The organism is Streptomyces sp. NPDC111606 (assembly GCF_055656945.1).
Genome location: NZ_JBVKBY010000012.1, coordinates 219,937 through 235,027 on the forward strand (window position 1 = coordinate 219,937; position 15,091 = coordinate 235,027).

Below are 15,091 nucleotides of genomic sequence, written 5' to 3' on the forward strand. Positions count from 1 at the left end.
ACGCGAAGGGCACCCGGCGCGCTTGACGCCGGGTGCCCTTCGCGGTTGTGCTCAGTCCCCTGCCGTGCTCGGACTGCGGTCGTGCTCAGTCCTCGCTCGGTGCTGCCGGGAGCTTCGCCTGGATGAGGTCCATGACGCTCGAGTCGGTGAGCGTGGTGACATCACCGAGCTGGCGGTTCTCCGCGACGTCCCGCAGGAGTCGGCGCATGATCTTGCCGGACCGGGTCTTCGGCAGCTCGGCCACCGGCAGGATCCGCTTCGGCTTGGCGATCGGGCCGAGCGTGGTGCCGACGTGGTTGCGCAGTTCGTTGACGAGGCCCTCGTCCTCGGCGTTCGCCGTACCGCGCAGGATCACGAAGGCGACGATCGCCTGCCCCGTGGTCTCGTCGGCGGCACCGACGACGGCCGCCTCGGCGACGGACGGGTGCGAGACCAGCGCGGACTCGACCTCCGTGGTGGAGATGTTGTGGCCCGACACGAGCATGACGTCGTCGACGCGCCCGAGGAGCCAGATGTCCCCGTCGTCGTCCTTCTTCGCCCCGTCACCGGCGAAGTACTTGCCCTCGAACCGCGACCAGTACGTGTCGATGAACCGCTGGTCGTCGCCCCAGATGGTGCGCAGCATCGAGGGCCACGGCTCGGTCAGGACCAGATAGCCGCCACCGCCGTTGGGCACCTCGTTCGCCTCGTCGTCGACGACGGTCGCGGCGATGCCGGGCAGCGGCGTCTGCGCGGAACCGGGCTTGGTCTCCGTGACACCCGGCAGCGGCGAGATCATCATCGCGCCGGTCTCGGTCTGCCACCACGTGTCCACGATCGGGGTGCGGTCGCCGCCGATGTTCTTGCGGTACCAGATCCAGGCCTCGGGGTTGATCGGCTCACCGACGGACCCCAGCACCCGGAGGCTGCCGAGGTCGAACTTTGCGGGGATGTCGTCGCCCCACTTCATGAACGTACGGATCGCGGTCGGCGCCGTGTACAGGATCGTCACCCCGTATTTCTGGACGATCTCCCAGAACCGGCCCTGGTGCGGCGTGTCCGGCGTGCCCTCGTACATGACCTGCGTCGCGCCGTTCGCCAGCGGCCCGTACACGATGTACGAGTGCCCGGTCACCCAGCCGACGTCGGCGGTGCACCAGTAGACGTCCGTCTCCGGCTTGAGGTCGAAGACCGAGTGGTGGGTGTACGCGGTCTGGGTGAGGTAGCCGCCGGAGGTGTGCAGGATGCCCTTCGGCTTACCCGTCGTCCCGGACGTGTACAGGATGAACAGCGGGTGCTCCGCCTCGAACGCCTCAGGCGTGTGCTCGGCGCTCTGCCGCTCGACGATCTCGTGCCACCACACGTCGCGGCTGTCGTCCCAGGCGACCTCCTGACCGGTGCGCCGGACGACGAGCACATGCTCGACGTTCTCCACGCGCGCCACCGCGTCGTCCACGGCCGGCTTGAGCGCGGACGGCTTGCCGCGCCGGTAACCGCCGTCGGAGGTGATGACAACCTTGGCGTCCGCGTCCTGGATCCGAGTGGCGAGCGCGTCCGCCGAGAAGCCGCCGAAGACGACGGAGTGCGCGGCGCCGATGCGCGCGCAGGCCAGCATCGCGACCGCCGTCTCGGGAATCATCGGCATGTAGACCGCGACCCGGTCGCCCTTCTGAACACCCAGCTCCAGCAGGGCGTTGGCGGCCTTGGAGACCTCGTCCTTGAGCTCGGCGTAGGTGATCGCGCGGTTGTCGCCGGGCTCGCCCTCGAAGTGGATGGCGACTCGGTCGCCGTGCCCGGCCTCCACATGCCGGTCCACGCAGTTGTAGGCGACGTTGAGCTCGCCGTCCTTGAACCACTTGGCGAACGGCGGGTTCGACCAGTCCAGCGTCTCGGTAGGCTCCTTGGCCCAGGTCAGCCGGCGGGCCTGCTCGGCCCAGAAGCCGAGCCTGTCAGCCTTGGCCTGTTCATACGCCTCCGCGGTGACGTTGGCGCCTGCGGCCAGGTCGGCGGGGGGTGCGAACCTGCGTTCTTCCTTGAGCAGGTTGGCCAGGCTTTCGTTGCTCACGACATCTCCCTTTCCCAGGGTGTCCGTTGTGTCCCAGGCCACAGCTCATCAGACCCGGGGGCCCGATGACAAGGGTCGACGGAAAATTGGTTTAGACCTGTCGGCGATTGGGCCCGGAAGTGGCCCGGAGGTGCTTTCGGGCGTCGGGGTGAACGCGCCGGGGTCATCCGTTCCCACGGGCGCCGGCCGGACGCGGTTCAGGTCTGTAATCCCTTTCACATTCCAGCCCGGTCCAGGCGAAACGCCGATCCGCGGGAATGCCGCTCCGTGGGGCCTCGGATCCGGCCCCTCCCAGGTGAACCCGGCCCACGCGAACCGCAGCCAACCAGAAGCGCGGCCCCACACCGAACGGGGCCGCGCTCACCTCCCCGCATCACGCCGACAGATCCGCCACTCCCACGTGGTCGAACACGTCGTCCGTACCCTCCTCACCCTCCTCGGCGAGCAGATACGCCTGTGCTTCGCCCACGTGGAAGTACATCCCGTGCAGTTCCAGCGCCCCCTCCCGCAGGGCCCGGGCCACCGACTCGTGCGCTCGCAGGTGCTCCAGCTGCTGGACCACGTTGGTCAGGCAAAGCTGTTCCACCGCGTCGGCCGGGGCCCGCTCGGCGAGTCTGGCCCACGGCCGGTCCTCGTCGGACATCCGCTCCAGGCTCGGCAGCCCGTGCCGCAGCCACCTCCTGAGCGGGGTCTGCGGGGCCCGCGGGCCGTCCGGTTCGGCGTTGAGCAGCGCCTGCATGGCCCCGCACCCGGAGTGCCCGCACACCGTGACGGACCGCACCTCCAGCACGTCCACCGCGTACTCGATCGCGGCCGCCACCGAGTCGTCCCCGCTCTCCTGGCCCGGCAGCGGAACGAGGTTGCCCACGTTGCGCACCACGAACAGGTCGCCCGGACCACTGGAGGTGATCATCGACGTGACCACTCGTGAGTCCGCGCAGGTGAGGAACAGCTGGGAAGGCTGCTGCCCCTCCCGCGCCAGCCGCGCCAGCTCGCCCCGCACCAGGGGCGCGGTGTTGCGCTGGAACGCGCTGATGCCTCGGGCCAGTTGGCGGCCGCTGGGCCGGCTCCCGTCGGTGCCGCCGGCCATCCCGCGGACCTCGCTGCCTGCGCCGAGCCTGTCTGCCCTGACTGCCCCGTCGACGCCGCTCTCGTCGGGGCGGACGGATCCGGTGGGGCTTTCGGTGCCGTCGGTCCTGCCGACACCGCCGACCGTGCCGGGGTCGCCGGTGCCGTCGGTGGCGCCGGTGCGGCCAGGGGCTCCTGTGTTGCCAGGGGCTCCAGTGCTGCTGGACGCACCTGCCTCGTGGCTGTCGTCGGTCGCGATCGCCTGCGCTTGCCCAGGCTCTCCGTCGCGGGACGTGACGGACTCCGGGATCTCGCACTGGTGGTTGCGCCAGGCCGTCCAGGGGTGGCAACGGCAGTCGGCCGACTCGGTCGTGCCCGTCCCGTCGAGATGGAGACCGACCGGTCCTGTCGGCTCACCGATCCGAACCCCGGATCTGCGGCCGATCAGCTCGACGGTGCCGCCGTGGGCGGTGTGCGTGTTCTGCCAGTCCTGCAGTGACTCGTACGCCGCGTGGTCCATGAACGAGCCGTCCAACTCCACCACGGCTTGCGCGCCTTGGGGTACGAGATGCAGGGCCCGGCTGAGCCGTGGCACCGCGAGGAACGTCAACTGGCCTCTTACGTGTACGTGATGGACTCCTTCCTTCTCGTCGTGCGTGATGCGGGTGCGGGTGAGGCGGTGCAGGGCGACGGCGACGGCCATGGCGATTCCCAGCGTCACGCCCTCGAGGACGCCGAAGAACACCACGCCGAGGGTGGTGATGGCGTACACCAGCACCTCGCGGTGGCGGGTCACCGTGCGGATGTGGTGCAGGGACACCATCTGGATGCCGACGGCCATCACCAGGGCGGCGAGCGAGGCGAGCGGGATGAGCTCCAGGATCGGAACCATCAGCAACGCGGCGACTACTACGAGAACGCCGTGCAGCATCGTGGAGTTCCGGCTGACGGCACCGGCTTGCACATTCGCGGAACTGCGCACGGCCACCCCGGCGATGGGCAGCCCGCCGAGCGCGCCGGAGACGACATTCGCGGCGCCCTGACCGAGCAGCTCACGGTCCAGGTCGGAGCGCCCGACACGGGCGGACAGCTCCGGCCGTGTGGCGACCAGCTTGTCCACGGCGACCGCACCGAGCAGCGACTGCACGCTGCACACCAGCGTGATGGTCAGCACGGCGGCGACCAGGCCGAGGACCGGGCCCTCGGGGAGTGCGGCCAGAGCGTGGCTGCTCCAGGACGGCAGGTCGACCTTGGGCAGGCTGAGCCCGGCGAATGACGCGGCCGTGCTGGCGACGGCGACGGCGACGAGCGGGGCCGGCACCTTGCGCAGGAGCCCGCCCGTGCGGCCGGGAATCCGAGGCCAGGCCAACAGCAGGACGAGGGTCAGCGCGCTCACCGACAGCGCGGCCGCATGCACGCCGGCCAACTGGGCCGGTAGCTCACGCATGTTGTCGAGGACCGAGCTGTGCGGGGTGCCGCCGAGGACGATGTGCAGCTGGGCCACGGCGATGGTGACACCGATGCCGGCGAGCATGCCGTGCACGATGGCGGGGCTGACCGCGAGTGCGGAGCGTGCCACACGCACGAAGCCGAGGCCGAGTTGGGCGAGGCCGGCGAGGACGGTGATGGCACAGGTCGTACGCCATCCGTATCTCTGGATGAGCTCGGCGGTGACGACCGTGAGGCCGGCCGCGGGGCCGCTGACCTGGAGTGGTGTGCCGCCGAGGTAGCCGACGACGATCCCGCCGACGGCCGCGGCGACGAGGCCGGCCTGGAGGGGCGCGCCCGTGGCCAGGGCGATGCCCAGGGACAGGGGGAGTGCGATCAGGAAGACCGCGATCGAGGCCGACACGTCGGCGCCCGCGATGCGGCGGCGGGGCCGCCTGGTCGGGGGCGGGCTGTGGGGTTCGTGGAGGTGCTTCTCTCGGCTTGGTTCGTCGGTGCGGGTGGGGACGAAGGCTGACATGTTTTCCCGTCTCCTCCGGGGCAGCGCGGTCGCGGATCTGGTGGTCCCCCGCTCTTCGGCGAGGGGTCGGGTCGGCGGCCGTGTGGTCACGGCGTGCAGCGGCGGGATGCATCAACAGTCGGTAAACGGATCGTAATGCAGAGTAAAGGGCCGGAATAGTTTTTCCGAGCAAATGGACTAATAAATCCCCCTGAAGAGTGAAGTGGCCGATTAGTCGGCTTGTCGTACTAATTCCTTCTCGGTCCCATGCGACTTTGGCGGCGCTGTCGGCACCCGAGAGAAGGAAGAAGGTGGACGGAACATGGCCGCCACCCGCCACAACGCCGCCCCTCGCGCAATTGCCGCGTCACACAGGGCCTCCGCGACGCACAGGATCATCGCGACGCACAGGATTACCGCAGGCACCGCGATCGCGGCGGTCTGTGCCGCTTCCCTCGCGGGTTGCTCGACCGGCACCGATGCCGGGCGGGGCGTGCCGGGACCGCCGAAGGTCAAGCCGGCGGCACCCGCGCCGCAGAACGTCGTCCGGCTGATCGGCGACGGGTCCACCGCGTACACCGGGGCGCAGCCGCATCTGCGCAGACCGGAGCGACTGAAGCCCGGTCAGAAGCCGCCGCAGTTCGTGGTGTTCTCCTGGGACGGCGCCGGCGAGGACAGCCAGAAGCTGTTCTCCCACTTCCGCAAGGTGTCCAAGGCGAACAACGCGACGATGACTTACTTCCTCAGCGGCGTGTACATGCTTCCGAACCACAAACGCGACCTGTACCGGCCGCCCCAGCACTCCCCGGGCCGCTCCGACATCGGCTTCAACGACGAAGAGGGCATCGCCGACACAGTGAAGCAACTGCGCCTCGCGTGGCTTGAGGGCAACGAGATCGGCACTCATTTCAACGGCCATTTCTGCGGCAGCGACGGCGGGGTCGGCGAATGGTCGGTGGAGGAATGGAAGGACGAGATCACCCAGGCGAAGAAGTTCGTGAAGTCCTGGAAGACCAACGCCGGTATGACGAAGACGCCCCCTCTGCCCTTCGACTACGACAAGGAGCTCATCGGCGCCCGCACACCCTGTCTGGAAGGCCAGAAGAACTTCGTGAAGGCCGCGCGGGATCTCGGTTTCCGCTACGACTCCAGCGGGGTCAACACCCAGCTCTGGCCCACGAAGAAGGAGGGTCTGTGGGATCTGTCGCTCCAGCTCGTGCCCTTCCCCGGGCACTCCTACGAGCAGCTCACCATGGACTACAACTTCATGGTCAACCAGTCGGGCACCGACAGCCAGGGCGACCCCGCCAAGCACGGCTTCTGGGGCAACCAGATGCGGGACGGTCTGCTCAAGGGCTTCCACCGGGCCTACGACGGCAACCGCGCGCCCCTGATCATCGGCAACCACTTCGAGTCCTGGAACGGCGGCACCTACATGCGCGCCGTCGAAGCCGTCGTCGAGGCCGTCTGCAACAAACCCGACGTGCGCTGCGTGTCCTTCCGCCAGCTCGCCGACTGGCTGGACGCCCAGGACCCGGCGACCCTGAAGAAGCTGCGCACCCTCGGGGTCGGTGAGGCCCCGAAGGAGGGCTGGGCGTCCTTCCTGTCGGGGCGCCCGGCCCCGGCCCCGAAGGGGGTGCCCGGGGCGCCTGCGGTCAAGGAAGGCGCCAAGGAGTAGGTCAAGCGGTCGGTCAGCAGTCGGTCAGCGGCCGGTCAAGCAGTAGGAGTCAGGTGGGAGTTGTTGCCTCCGGACAGGGCCGCGACGTTCTCGCCGAGTACGAATCCGGGGTCGATCTGCGCCGCCAGGTCGGCCCCGGTGCGTTCGTTGCCCCAGGACTGGGCGTTCTTCAGGTGGAAGTGCACCATCTGGCGGGTGTAACGCTCCCAGTCCCGCAGCTCGTGTGTGGCATCCACGGCCGTGTGCAGGCGGCGCAGGGCGAGCTGATTGGGGTCCTCCAGGAGCTCGAACCGGGGCGGGCGGCCCTTCTCCATGGCGCGCACCCAGTCCGAGTGCCCGACGGTCACCAGCAGGTCGTCCCCGACCTCGGCGCGGAGGAAGTCGAGATCGTCCTGACCCTGCACCTTGTTGCCGACGACCTTCAGGATGACGCCGAAGTCGCGGGCGTACTCCTTGTACTGGCGATAGACGGAGACTCCCTTCCGGGTCGGCTCGGCGACGAGGAACGTGATGTCGAAGCGGGTGAACATGCCGGAGGCGAACGAGTCCGAGCCCGCCGTCATGTCGACCACGACGTACTCGTCGGGGCCGTCCACCAGGTGGTTCAGGAACAGCTCCACCGCCCCCGTCTTGGAGTGGTAGCAGGCGACCCCGAGATCGGAGTCCGTGAAGGGGCCGGTGACCATCAAACGGACGGCGCCGCCGTCGAGTTCCACCGGCCGGGCACAGGCGTCGTACACCGCATTGCTCTCGCACACCCGCAGCAGCCGCGACCCCTCGCCCGGCGGCGTCGTCTTGATCATCGTCCGCGCGGAGGCGATCCGCGGATTGGAACCGCGCAGGTAGTCCTTGATCAGCGACAGCCGCTCGCCCATTGCGGGCAATGCCCCGGCCTCCGTGTCGTCGAGGCCGAGTGCGGCTCCCAGGTGCTGGTTGATGTCGGCGTCGACGGCGACGACGGGCGCGCCCGTCGCGGCGAGGTGGCGGATGAACAGGGAGGACAGGGTCGTCTTGCCGCTGCCGCCCTTCCCGACGAAAGCAATTTTCATGTTCACAAAGGGTAGTGGAGTGGTAGCTGTACGTGACAGGCGTGCGTGAAGAAGGCCACTCGATCGTGGGGTGTGCGCCCTGGTTGCGTAGTGTCGTACTCATGAGTACGACAGGCGCGTCCGCCGATCCGCTCGCGACTCTCGGTTCCCTGCCCGGTGTGCCCGAGTCCGTGGAGTCCGTGCGTAAGTCCGTGGACCGGGTGTACGGGCACCGGATCATGCGGCGCCGCAGCAACGAGATCACCGCCGAGGCGGCGCTGCGTGGCGCCCGCGGGTCCGCGTCGCTGTCCGGGGCCGACTGGGCGCTGGAAGAGGTGCGCCGGCGTACCGACTTCAGCGGTGACGACGAGGCGCGCGTTGTGGGTGCCTCGCTGCGGCTGACGGCCGAGGCGGGTCAACTGCTGTCCATCTGGCGGCAGTCGCCGCTGCGGGTGCTGGCCCGGCTGCACCTGGTGGCGGCGGCAAGCAAGGACGACCGGGTCGGACGGCCGCGGCAGGAGGGCGAGCCGGTCGACGAGCCGCTGGTCGAGCTGCCGCTGCCGAACGCCGCGGAGGTGCATGGCCGACTGGAGGGGCTGTCCGAGCTGATCATCGCCGGCGGTTCGGCTCCTGCGCTGGTGACGGCCGCCATCGTGCACGGCGAGCTTCTCGCGCTGCGTCCCTTCACCTCCCACAACGGCCTGGTCGCGCGCACGGCCGAGCGCATCGTCCTGGTCGGCAGCGGCCTCGACCCGAAGTCCGTCTGCCCCGCCGAGGTCGGCCACGGCGAACTCGGCCGCGCGGCCTATCTGGCGGCGCTCGATGGCTATGTCTCGGGCACCCCCGAGGGCATGGCCGCCTGGATCGCCCACTGTGGCAAGGCGATCGGGCTCGGCGCGCGCGAGTCCACGGCTGTCTGCGAGGCGCTTCAGCGCGGCGCGGCGTGACGCACACGCACGGGCGCGAGGCGTTGCGAGCCGGAAAAGCATTGCGATGCGCAGGGCATGAGTAGGGCATGAAAAGAGCCCCCGTGGGGGCTCATAAGAGTTGCGGCGGTACGAGGATTCGTACCGCCGCTGGCATGTCCACCGGGTTACCAGGCGTCCTCGATATGTTGCCCATCAGGTCGGGAACTTTGCCCGTCACCTGGTGCGGCTGGCCCGTAATCGACGGGTCGACGTCGCGTGGGTGCCCGGTGTCCATGCTCGGTCCGTGGGGCCAAATGCGTATTTAAGGTGATCCTCTCGGATGTCCTTGGTCTCGCGGGCCGTTGAGTCCTTTGTACTCCAGGACCCAACCAAGCGGAAGGCCTGGCCGCAGTTCTTTACTTTTGCTCGCAAAACGGAGACAAATGGTCATCGGTAAGTCGAACGCGGTGCGCCCAGCCAGGGAAGCGCAGTTCAGGCGAGCGCGGAGCGGCGTCGACTCGCGTACCAGACAAGGCCCGCGGTGGCCGCCGCGGCTCCTATGGCCGCAGCCGCGACAAGGGCGGGACGCGGGGGTACGGAGAACGAAGGAATGCGCTGCTTGAGCCGGACGGGGCGATGGAAGTCGAGAATCGGCCACCCGCGCACGAGTGCCTCACGGCGCAGCGCGCGGTCGGGATTCACCGCATGCGGATGGCCGACGGCCTGAAGCATCGGCAGATCGGTGGCCGAGTCGCTGTAGGCGTAGCAGCGGGAGAGGTCGTAGCCCTCGGACGCGGCCAGCTCCTTGATCGCCTCGGCCTTCGTCGGGCCGTACGCGTAGTACTCCACCTCGCCGGTGAAGCAGCCGTCGTCGCCGACGACCATGCGCGTGGCGACCACGCGGTCGGCGCCGAGCAGCTCGCCGATCGGCTCGACCACCTCCGCGCCCGACGTGGACACGATCACGACGTCGCGGCCGGCGGTGTGGTGCTCCTCGATGAGGGAGGCGGCCTCGTCGTAGATGATCGGGTCGATCAGGTCGTGCAGCGTTTCGGCGACGATCTCCTTGACCTGCTGGACGTTCCAGCCGCGGACGAGCGCGGAGAGGTACTCGCGTGTGCGCTCCATCTGGTCATGGTCCATACCGCCCAGGCGGAAGACGAACTGGGCGTATGCGGTCCGCAAGGCGGCCCGGCGGTTGATCAGACCGCCTTGGTAGAAGGACTTGCTGAACGTGAGCGTGCTCGACTTCGCAATGACCGTCTTGTCCAGGTCAAAGAAGGCGGCTGTGCGGGGCAAGGAGTGGTTTTCCACGACCCTGAGCATAGGGGCAGCCCATTCGGCGTAAGGTGGGCGCGTGGGTTTGCCTGAGAGGGCTCTCGGGTACACCATGGAAGTCACGGATCGTTCGCGACCGTGCTAACCCGGTCCGACTCCTCCCCCCCCGAGTCGGCCGTGGAGACGACCCCCGCTCTCCCCCCCGGCGGGGGTCGTCGCATGTCCGGGTGCATTTTCCCCTTCCGAGCGCGGCCGTAGGGCCGAGTTGAGGCGGCTGCGGCCGCCTCTTTCGCATGCCCATGATTCATCACTGTGTGTAGCGATCGTGCTGCTCTGCGGGAGTCGCACAGGGATCGGTGCGGGGGTCACCGGTTTGGGTGACGGCGATATTCACAAGCGCCGAGTTGTCCACAGTTATCGACCAAGATCCACACGATTTCCGGGATCGCTGCACCGTGTTTCCAACGCGCCCCGCTCAAGCCGACTTCATGGCCGGTTCTGGTTAGTCGGGCGCGTTTGGCCGGTTCGTATCGGCCGTTCATATGGAGGCCGCTTGCCGGTTCTTCACACGTTTGGGAATCGCGGGGCCGCAGGGCTGCGCGAGTGATGCAGCGAAGGGGGACGGAAACCGTGACCGCAACCGTCACACACGATCCGCCGCCCGCCGCCTCAGGGCGGCCGGGCAAGCCGTTGATCGTCACGGAGGACGCCGATCTGCTCGACGACCTGCTGCGCCTGTGCGCCGCGGCAGGCGCCACACCGGAGGTCCACCACGGAGTGCCCGAGCCCAGAGGCAGCTGGGAGGCAGCGCCGCTCGTCCTGGTCGGCGACGACGCCGCACGCCGCGTGAGCGGCGCCGGCCGCCGAAGGGGAGTCGTGCTCGTCGGACGGGACCAGGACGACTCCGGGGTCTGGCGCCGGGCCGTCGAGATCGGCGCCGATCACGTCCTCATGCTGCCGGACGGCGAACAGTGGCTGGTCGACCGCATCGCCGACGTCGCCGAGGGCGTCGGACGCCCCGCCCTCACCGTCGGCGTCATCGGTGGACGCGGCGGGGCCGGAGCCTCCACGCTCGCGTGCGCCCTCGCCGTCACCGCCGCGCGTGAGGGGCTGCGCACGCTGCTCGTGGACGCCGATCCGCTGGGTGGCGGACTCGACGTACTCCTCGGCGGTGAGTCCGCCGACGGCCTGCGCTGGCCGGCATTCGCCGGCTCACGCGGGCGGCTCGGCAGCGGCGCCCTGGAGGAGTCGCTGCCGAAACTGCACTCCCTGCGGGTCCTGAGTTGGGATCGCGGCGACTGCGTCGCCGTCCCGCCACAGGCGATGCGAGCGGTCCTCGCCGCGGCGCGGCGCCGGGGCGGCGCGGTCGTCGTCGACCTGCCCCGCCGTATCGACGAGGGGGTCGCGCAAGCCCTTGCCCAACTCGACGTCGGGATTCTCGTGGCCCCGGCCGAGCTGCGCGCCGTGGCTGCCGCTCGGCAGGTGGCCTCCGCGGTCCAACTGGTCCTGCGCGACCTGCGGGTGGCGGTACGCGGACCGTACGCGGCAGGGCTCGACGACCGCGAGGTCGCCCGACTCCTGGAGCTGCCGCTCGTGGGTGAGGTGCCGGTCGAGTCGGGGCTGCTGCGGCCGCACGAGAGCAAAGATCCGCCGGGGGCGGCGGGGAGAGGGCCGTTGGCGCGGTTCTGCCGGGAGTTCTGGGAGCGGGCGTTGCTCGAGGCGAGGGTGGCATGAGTACGGGTTCGGGGCTTGGGCGGGGTGGCGGAAGCGAGGCCGGCCCGGTGCGGGTGTCGTCCGAGGAGGCGCGAGCGGGCGGGGCGTCGGGCGTCAGGGCCTGTAGGGGTACGCCGCGGTGGGCGTCGGATGCGTCTGCGGGCGACGCTGACGAGCGGCAGCCGGTGGGGCGTGTGGTGCGTGGAGGCGTGGCGCGTCGGTCGTCGGACCACTTAGCGGGCGGGGCTGTGGGCGGGTGGCTGCCGGACCGTACGGCGATTTCGGGTGCTGGGCGGCGGGAGTTGGCGGGCCTGGACGGATCGTCGACTGTGCGGTGGGAGTCGGACGACAGAGACGGATCGTCGGCCGTGTGGCGGGAGCCGACCGAGAGAGCCGGTACGTCGGCTGCTCGGTGGGCGACGGAGGGGTCGGCGGCCGGGGTGGGCATGCCGGTGGGGCTGCTCGTCGGGGTGCGGCAGTGGCTGGCCGAGAGCGGGGCCGAACCGACTCCGGCGCGGGTCGCGCAGGCCCTGCGGGAGCAGGGCAGGGTGCTGGGGGACGCCGAAGTTCTTGGGGCGGCCGAGCAGTTACGGTCCGAGTTGGTCGGGAGCGGCCCGCTGGAGCCGCTGCTCGCCGATCCGTCCGTGACGGATGTGCTGGTCTCGGCGCCGGACCGGGTCTGGGTGGACCGGGGCGGCGGACTGGAGCTGACATCCGTGTCCTTCCCGGACGCTTCGGCCGTACGGCGCCTCGCGCAACGCCTCGCCGCGGTGGCAGGGCGCCGCCTGGATGACGCGCGGCCCTGGGTGGACGCCCGGCTGCCCGACGGCACCCGGCTGCACGCGGTGCTGCCGCCGGTCGCCGTCGGCTGCACCTGCCTGGCGCTGCGTGTCGTACGGCCGCGGGCGTTCACGCTCGACGAGTTGGTCGCGGCGGGCACGGTGCCGCCGGGCGGGGACCGGGTTCTGCGGGCGCTGGTCGAGGCGCGGCTGTCCTTCCTGATCAGCGGCGGGACCGGCAGCGGTAAGACGACGCTGCTGAGCGCGCTGCTGGGGCTCGTCGGGGCGGGTGAGCGGATCGTCCTCGCGGAGGACTCGGCAGAACTCAGGCCGGACCACCCGCATGTCGTACGGCTGGAGAGCAGACCCGCCAACCAGGAGGGCGCCGGGCTCGTCACCCTCGAGGACCTGGTCCGGCAAGCGCTGCGCATGCGGCCGGACCGGCTGGTCGTGGGCGAGGTGCGCGGACCCGAAGTGGTCCATCTGCTGGCCGCGTTGAACACCGGCCACGAGGGAGGCTGCGGGACCGTCCACGCCAACGCGGCCGCAGACGTGCCGGCCCGACTGGAGGCGCTCGGTACGGCGGCCGGGCTCGACCGGGCCGCGCTGCACAGCCAGTTGGCGGCGGCGCTGTCGGTCGTACTGCATCTCGTGCGCGACCGGAACGGGCGGCGGCGTATCGCCGAGGTGCACGTCCTGGAGCGGGACCCGTCGGGGTTGGTGCGGACGATGCCGGCGCTGCGGTGGGGCGCGGAGGGGTTCGCGTACGAGCGGGGGTGGGAGCGGCTTCGGGGGCTGCTTCGGGAGGAGGGCGATGGCGGGATGGAGGTGTGAGGGGTGCGGGGCGTCAGGGGTGCGCGGTCGTGGGGACGCGGAGCGTGAGGGGTGCGCGGTCGTGAGGGACGCGGGGCGTGAGGGCTGTGCAGGCGTGAAGGGTGTGGGTGATCCGTATGGGTGAGATGTCGTTGGGCGCTGCTGTGGCCTGCCTCGGGGCGGCGGTCTGGTTGCTCGGTGGGCGGAACTCCGGGGCGCGGCGTGCGCAGTTGCTGCTGGCGGGCGGTGGGGCTGTGGGTGCCGGGCCGCCGGAGTGGCGGCAGATGACGCGGGAGCTGGGGCGGCTTCGTGAGCGGTTGCGGGCCGAGTGGTGGGCGCCGGTCGCCGGGTTGGTGCTGGCCGTGCTGGGGTCGTCGGTGTTGCCGGTCGTCGCGGGGGCGGTCGGGGTGCCGGTGCTGCGGCAGGTACGGCTGGCAAGGGAGGCGCGGCGGCTACGGGAGCGTCGCGGGGACGCGGTGATCGCGCTGTGCGGGGCGCTCGCCGGTGAGGTGCGGGCCGGACGGCAGCCGGGACAGGCGTTGCTGCTGGCGGCGCGGGACTCCGGTGGGCTTGGTCAGGCGCAGGCCGCGGTGCTGGCGGCGGCACGGTTCGGCGGGGATGTGACGGGCGCCCTTGCCTTGGCGGCACGGCAGCCGGGCGCCGAGGGCTTGTCGGGCCTCGCGGCGTGCTGGCGGGTGGCCGTGGACCAGGGCGCCGGGCTCGCGGCCGGGCTCGACCGGCTGGAAGGGGCGTTGCGGGCCGGACGGGACCAACGTGCGGATTTGCGTGCTCAGTTGGCGGGCGCTCGCTCGACGGTGGTGATGCTCGCCGGTCTGCCGGTCCTCGGATTGCTGCTCGGTGCCGCCATGGGGGCCCAACCGTTGCGGGTGCTGCTGCATACCGGGGCGGGGATCGGGTGCCTGGCTGTCGGGGGCGTGCTGGAGGGGCTGGGGACGTGGTGGGCGCTGCGGATCGTGCGGGGAGCGGAGGCGACGTGAGGACTCGAACCGGTCGAGGGCGTGAGAGGGAGGGGGCGGCGTGAGTGCGGAGGTTGTCCACAGGGTGGGGACGGCGTTGGGGGCGGTACTGGTCGTCGGGTGGGCTTTGTGGTGGTTGCTCGCGGCCAGAAACGAGCGAAGGGCCCGGCGACGGCTCGCCGAGTTGATGACGACGGTCGATCTGGCGTCGAGCCGCCGGCGGTTCGACGTCCGGCCGGGCGTGCGGCGAGGGCTGCCCATGGCGGCTGTCGTGGCTGCCGGTTGGGCGGTGGTCGGCGGTGTCGCCGGGTTGGCGGTGGGGTTGATCGTCGCGGCCGGGCTGTGGGCGTGGCGGCGTCGGCAGGAAGCCCTCCGCCCTGCAGACGAAGTCGACGCCGGTGAAGTGGCAAAGCAACTTCCGCTCGCGGCGGATCTATTGGCGGCCTGCATCGCTGCGGGAGCCGCTCCGGTGATCGCGGCACAGGCCGTCGGCGAGGCCCTGGGCGGCCCCGTCGGGGACCGGCTCGCGCGAGGGGCCGCGGAAGTGCGGCTCGGCGGTGAACCGGGCGAGGCGTGGCAGCGGTTGGCCTCGTTGCCGAGGGCCGGGGCGCTGGCGCGGCTGCTGGAACGGGCCGACGTGTCCGGGCTCCCTGCGGCCGGGCCGGTCGCGCGGATCGCCGCGGAGGCTCGCGCCGACTGGGCGCGTGCGGCGACGGAACGTGCCAGGCGGGCGGCCGTCATGGTGAGCGCACCGGTGGGGCTGTGCTTCCTGCCCGCGTTCATCGCGGTCGGGGTCGCGCCGGTGGTGATCGGGCTGGCGGGCGGGGTGCTGGGAGGGGGTGGCGGGTGACGCGGTGAGG

The 15,091-nt window shown here is 70.7% G+C and carries 10 protein-coding genes; 6 read left to right on the plus strand and 4 right to left on the minus strand.

The annotated features are described in order from the left end of the window. Nucleotides 1–85: 85 nt before the first annotated feature. Both acs and ACZ7M7_RS35660 read right to left on the minus strand, forming a co-directional pair. The gene (gene acs, locus ACZ7M7_RS35655; protein ID WP_472124231.1) at nucleotides 86–2,044 is read right to left on the minus strand and encodes an acetate--CoA ligase; all 1,959 of its coding nucleotides are present in this window, start codon (nucleotides 2,042–2,044) and stop codon (nucleotides 86–88) included. A gap of 373 nt (nucleotides 2,045–2,417) precedes the next feature. Continuing rightward, nucleotides 2,418–5,078: a bifunctional SulP family inorganic anion transporter/carbonic anhydrase gene (locus tag ACZ7M7_RS35660; RefSeq protein WP_472124234.1), complete on the minus strand. Its 2,661-nt coding sequence runs from the start codon at nucleotides 5,076–5,078 to the stop codon at nucleotides 2,418–2,420. A gap of 373 nt (nucleotides 5,079–5,451) precedes the next feature. On the opposite strand from ACZ7M7_RS35660, the gene ACZ7M7_RS35665 reads away from it, so the two are divergent. Continuing rightward, nucleotides 5,452–6,735: a polysaccharide deacetylase family protein gene (locus ACZ7M7_RS35665; RefSeq protein WP_472124502.1), complete on the plus strand. Its 1,284-nt coding sequence runs from the start codon at nucleotides 5,452–5,454 to the stop codon at nucleotides 6,733–6,735. Nucleotides 6,736–6,770: 35 nt separating this feature from the next. On the opposite strand, the gene ACZ7M7_RS35670 is transcribed toward ACZ7M7_RS35665, so the two are convergent. After that, nucleotides 6,771–7,784, minus strand: a complete 1,014-nt coding sequence (locus ACZ7M7_RS35670) for an ATP-binding protein (protein ID WP_472124236.1) — start codon at nucleotides 7,782–7,784, stop codon at nucleotides 6,771–6,773. A gap of 101 nt (nucleotides 7,785–7,885) precedes the next feature. On the opposite strand from ACZ7M7_RS35670, the gene ACZ7M7_RS35675 reads away from it, so the two are divergent. Further along, on the plus strand, nucleotides 7,886–8,710 hold the full coding sequence (locus ACZ7M7_RS35675) for a Fic family protein (protein ID WP_472124239.1): 825 nt from the start codon (nucleotides 7,886–7,888) through the stop codon (nucleotides 8,708–8,710). Nucleotides 8,711–9,163: 453 nt separating this feature from the next. On the opposite strand, the gene ACZ7M7_RS35680 is transcribed toward ACZ7M7_RS35675, so the two are convergent. Further along, nucleotides 9,164–9,997 carry an HAD family hydrolase gene (locus tag ACZ7M7_RS35680; RefSeq protein ID WP_427840589.1) on the minus strand — a complete coding sequence of 278 codons (834 nt, stop codon included), beginning with the start codon at nucleotides 9,995–9,997 and terminating at the stop codon, nucleotides 9,164–9,166. Nucleotides 9,998–10,555: 558 nt separating this feature from the next. Between ACZ7M7_RS35680 and ssd the strand changes: the two genes are divergently transcribed. The 4 genes from ssd (at nucleotide 10,556) to ACZ7M7_RS35700 (ending at nucleotide 15,081) form a co-directional block, all read left to right on the plus strand. After that, a complete protein-coding gene (gene ssd / locus ACZ7M7_RS35685; protein WP_472124505.1) occupies nucleotides 10,556–11,683 on the plus strand; it encodes a septum site-determining protein Ssd in 1,128 nt (375 codons plus the stop codon). Nucleotides 11,684–12,108: 425 nt separating this feature from the next. After that, a complete protein-coding gene (locus ACZ7M7_RS35690) occupies nucleotides 12,109–13,275 on the plus strand; it encodes a TadA family conjugal transfer-associated ATPase (RefSeq protein ID WP_472124508.1) in 1,167 nt (388 codons plus the stop codon). 116 nt (nucleotides 13,276–13,391) lie between these two features. Next, on the plus strand, nucleotides 13,392–14,252 hold the full coding sequence (locus ACZ7M7_RS35695) for a type II secretion system F family protein (protein WP_472124243.1): 861 nt from the start codon (nucleotides 13,392–13,394) through the stop codon (nucleotides 14,250–14,252). 40 nt (nucleotides 14,253–14,292) lie between these two features. Continuing rightward, nucleotides 14,293–15,081: a type II secretion system F family protein gene (locus ACZ7M7_RS35700; protein ID WP_472124246.1), complete on the plus strand. Its 789-nt coding sequence runs from the start codon at nucleotides 14,293–14,295 to the stop codon at nucleotides 15,079–15,081. The last annotated feature ends 10 nt before the right edge of the window (nucleotides 15,082–15,091 follow it).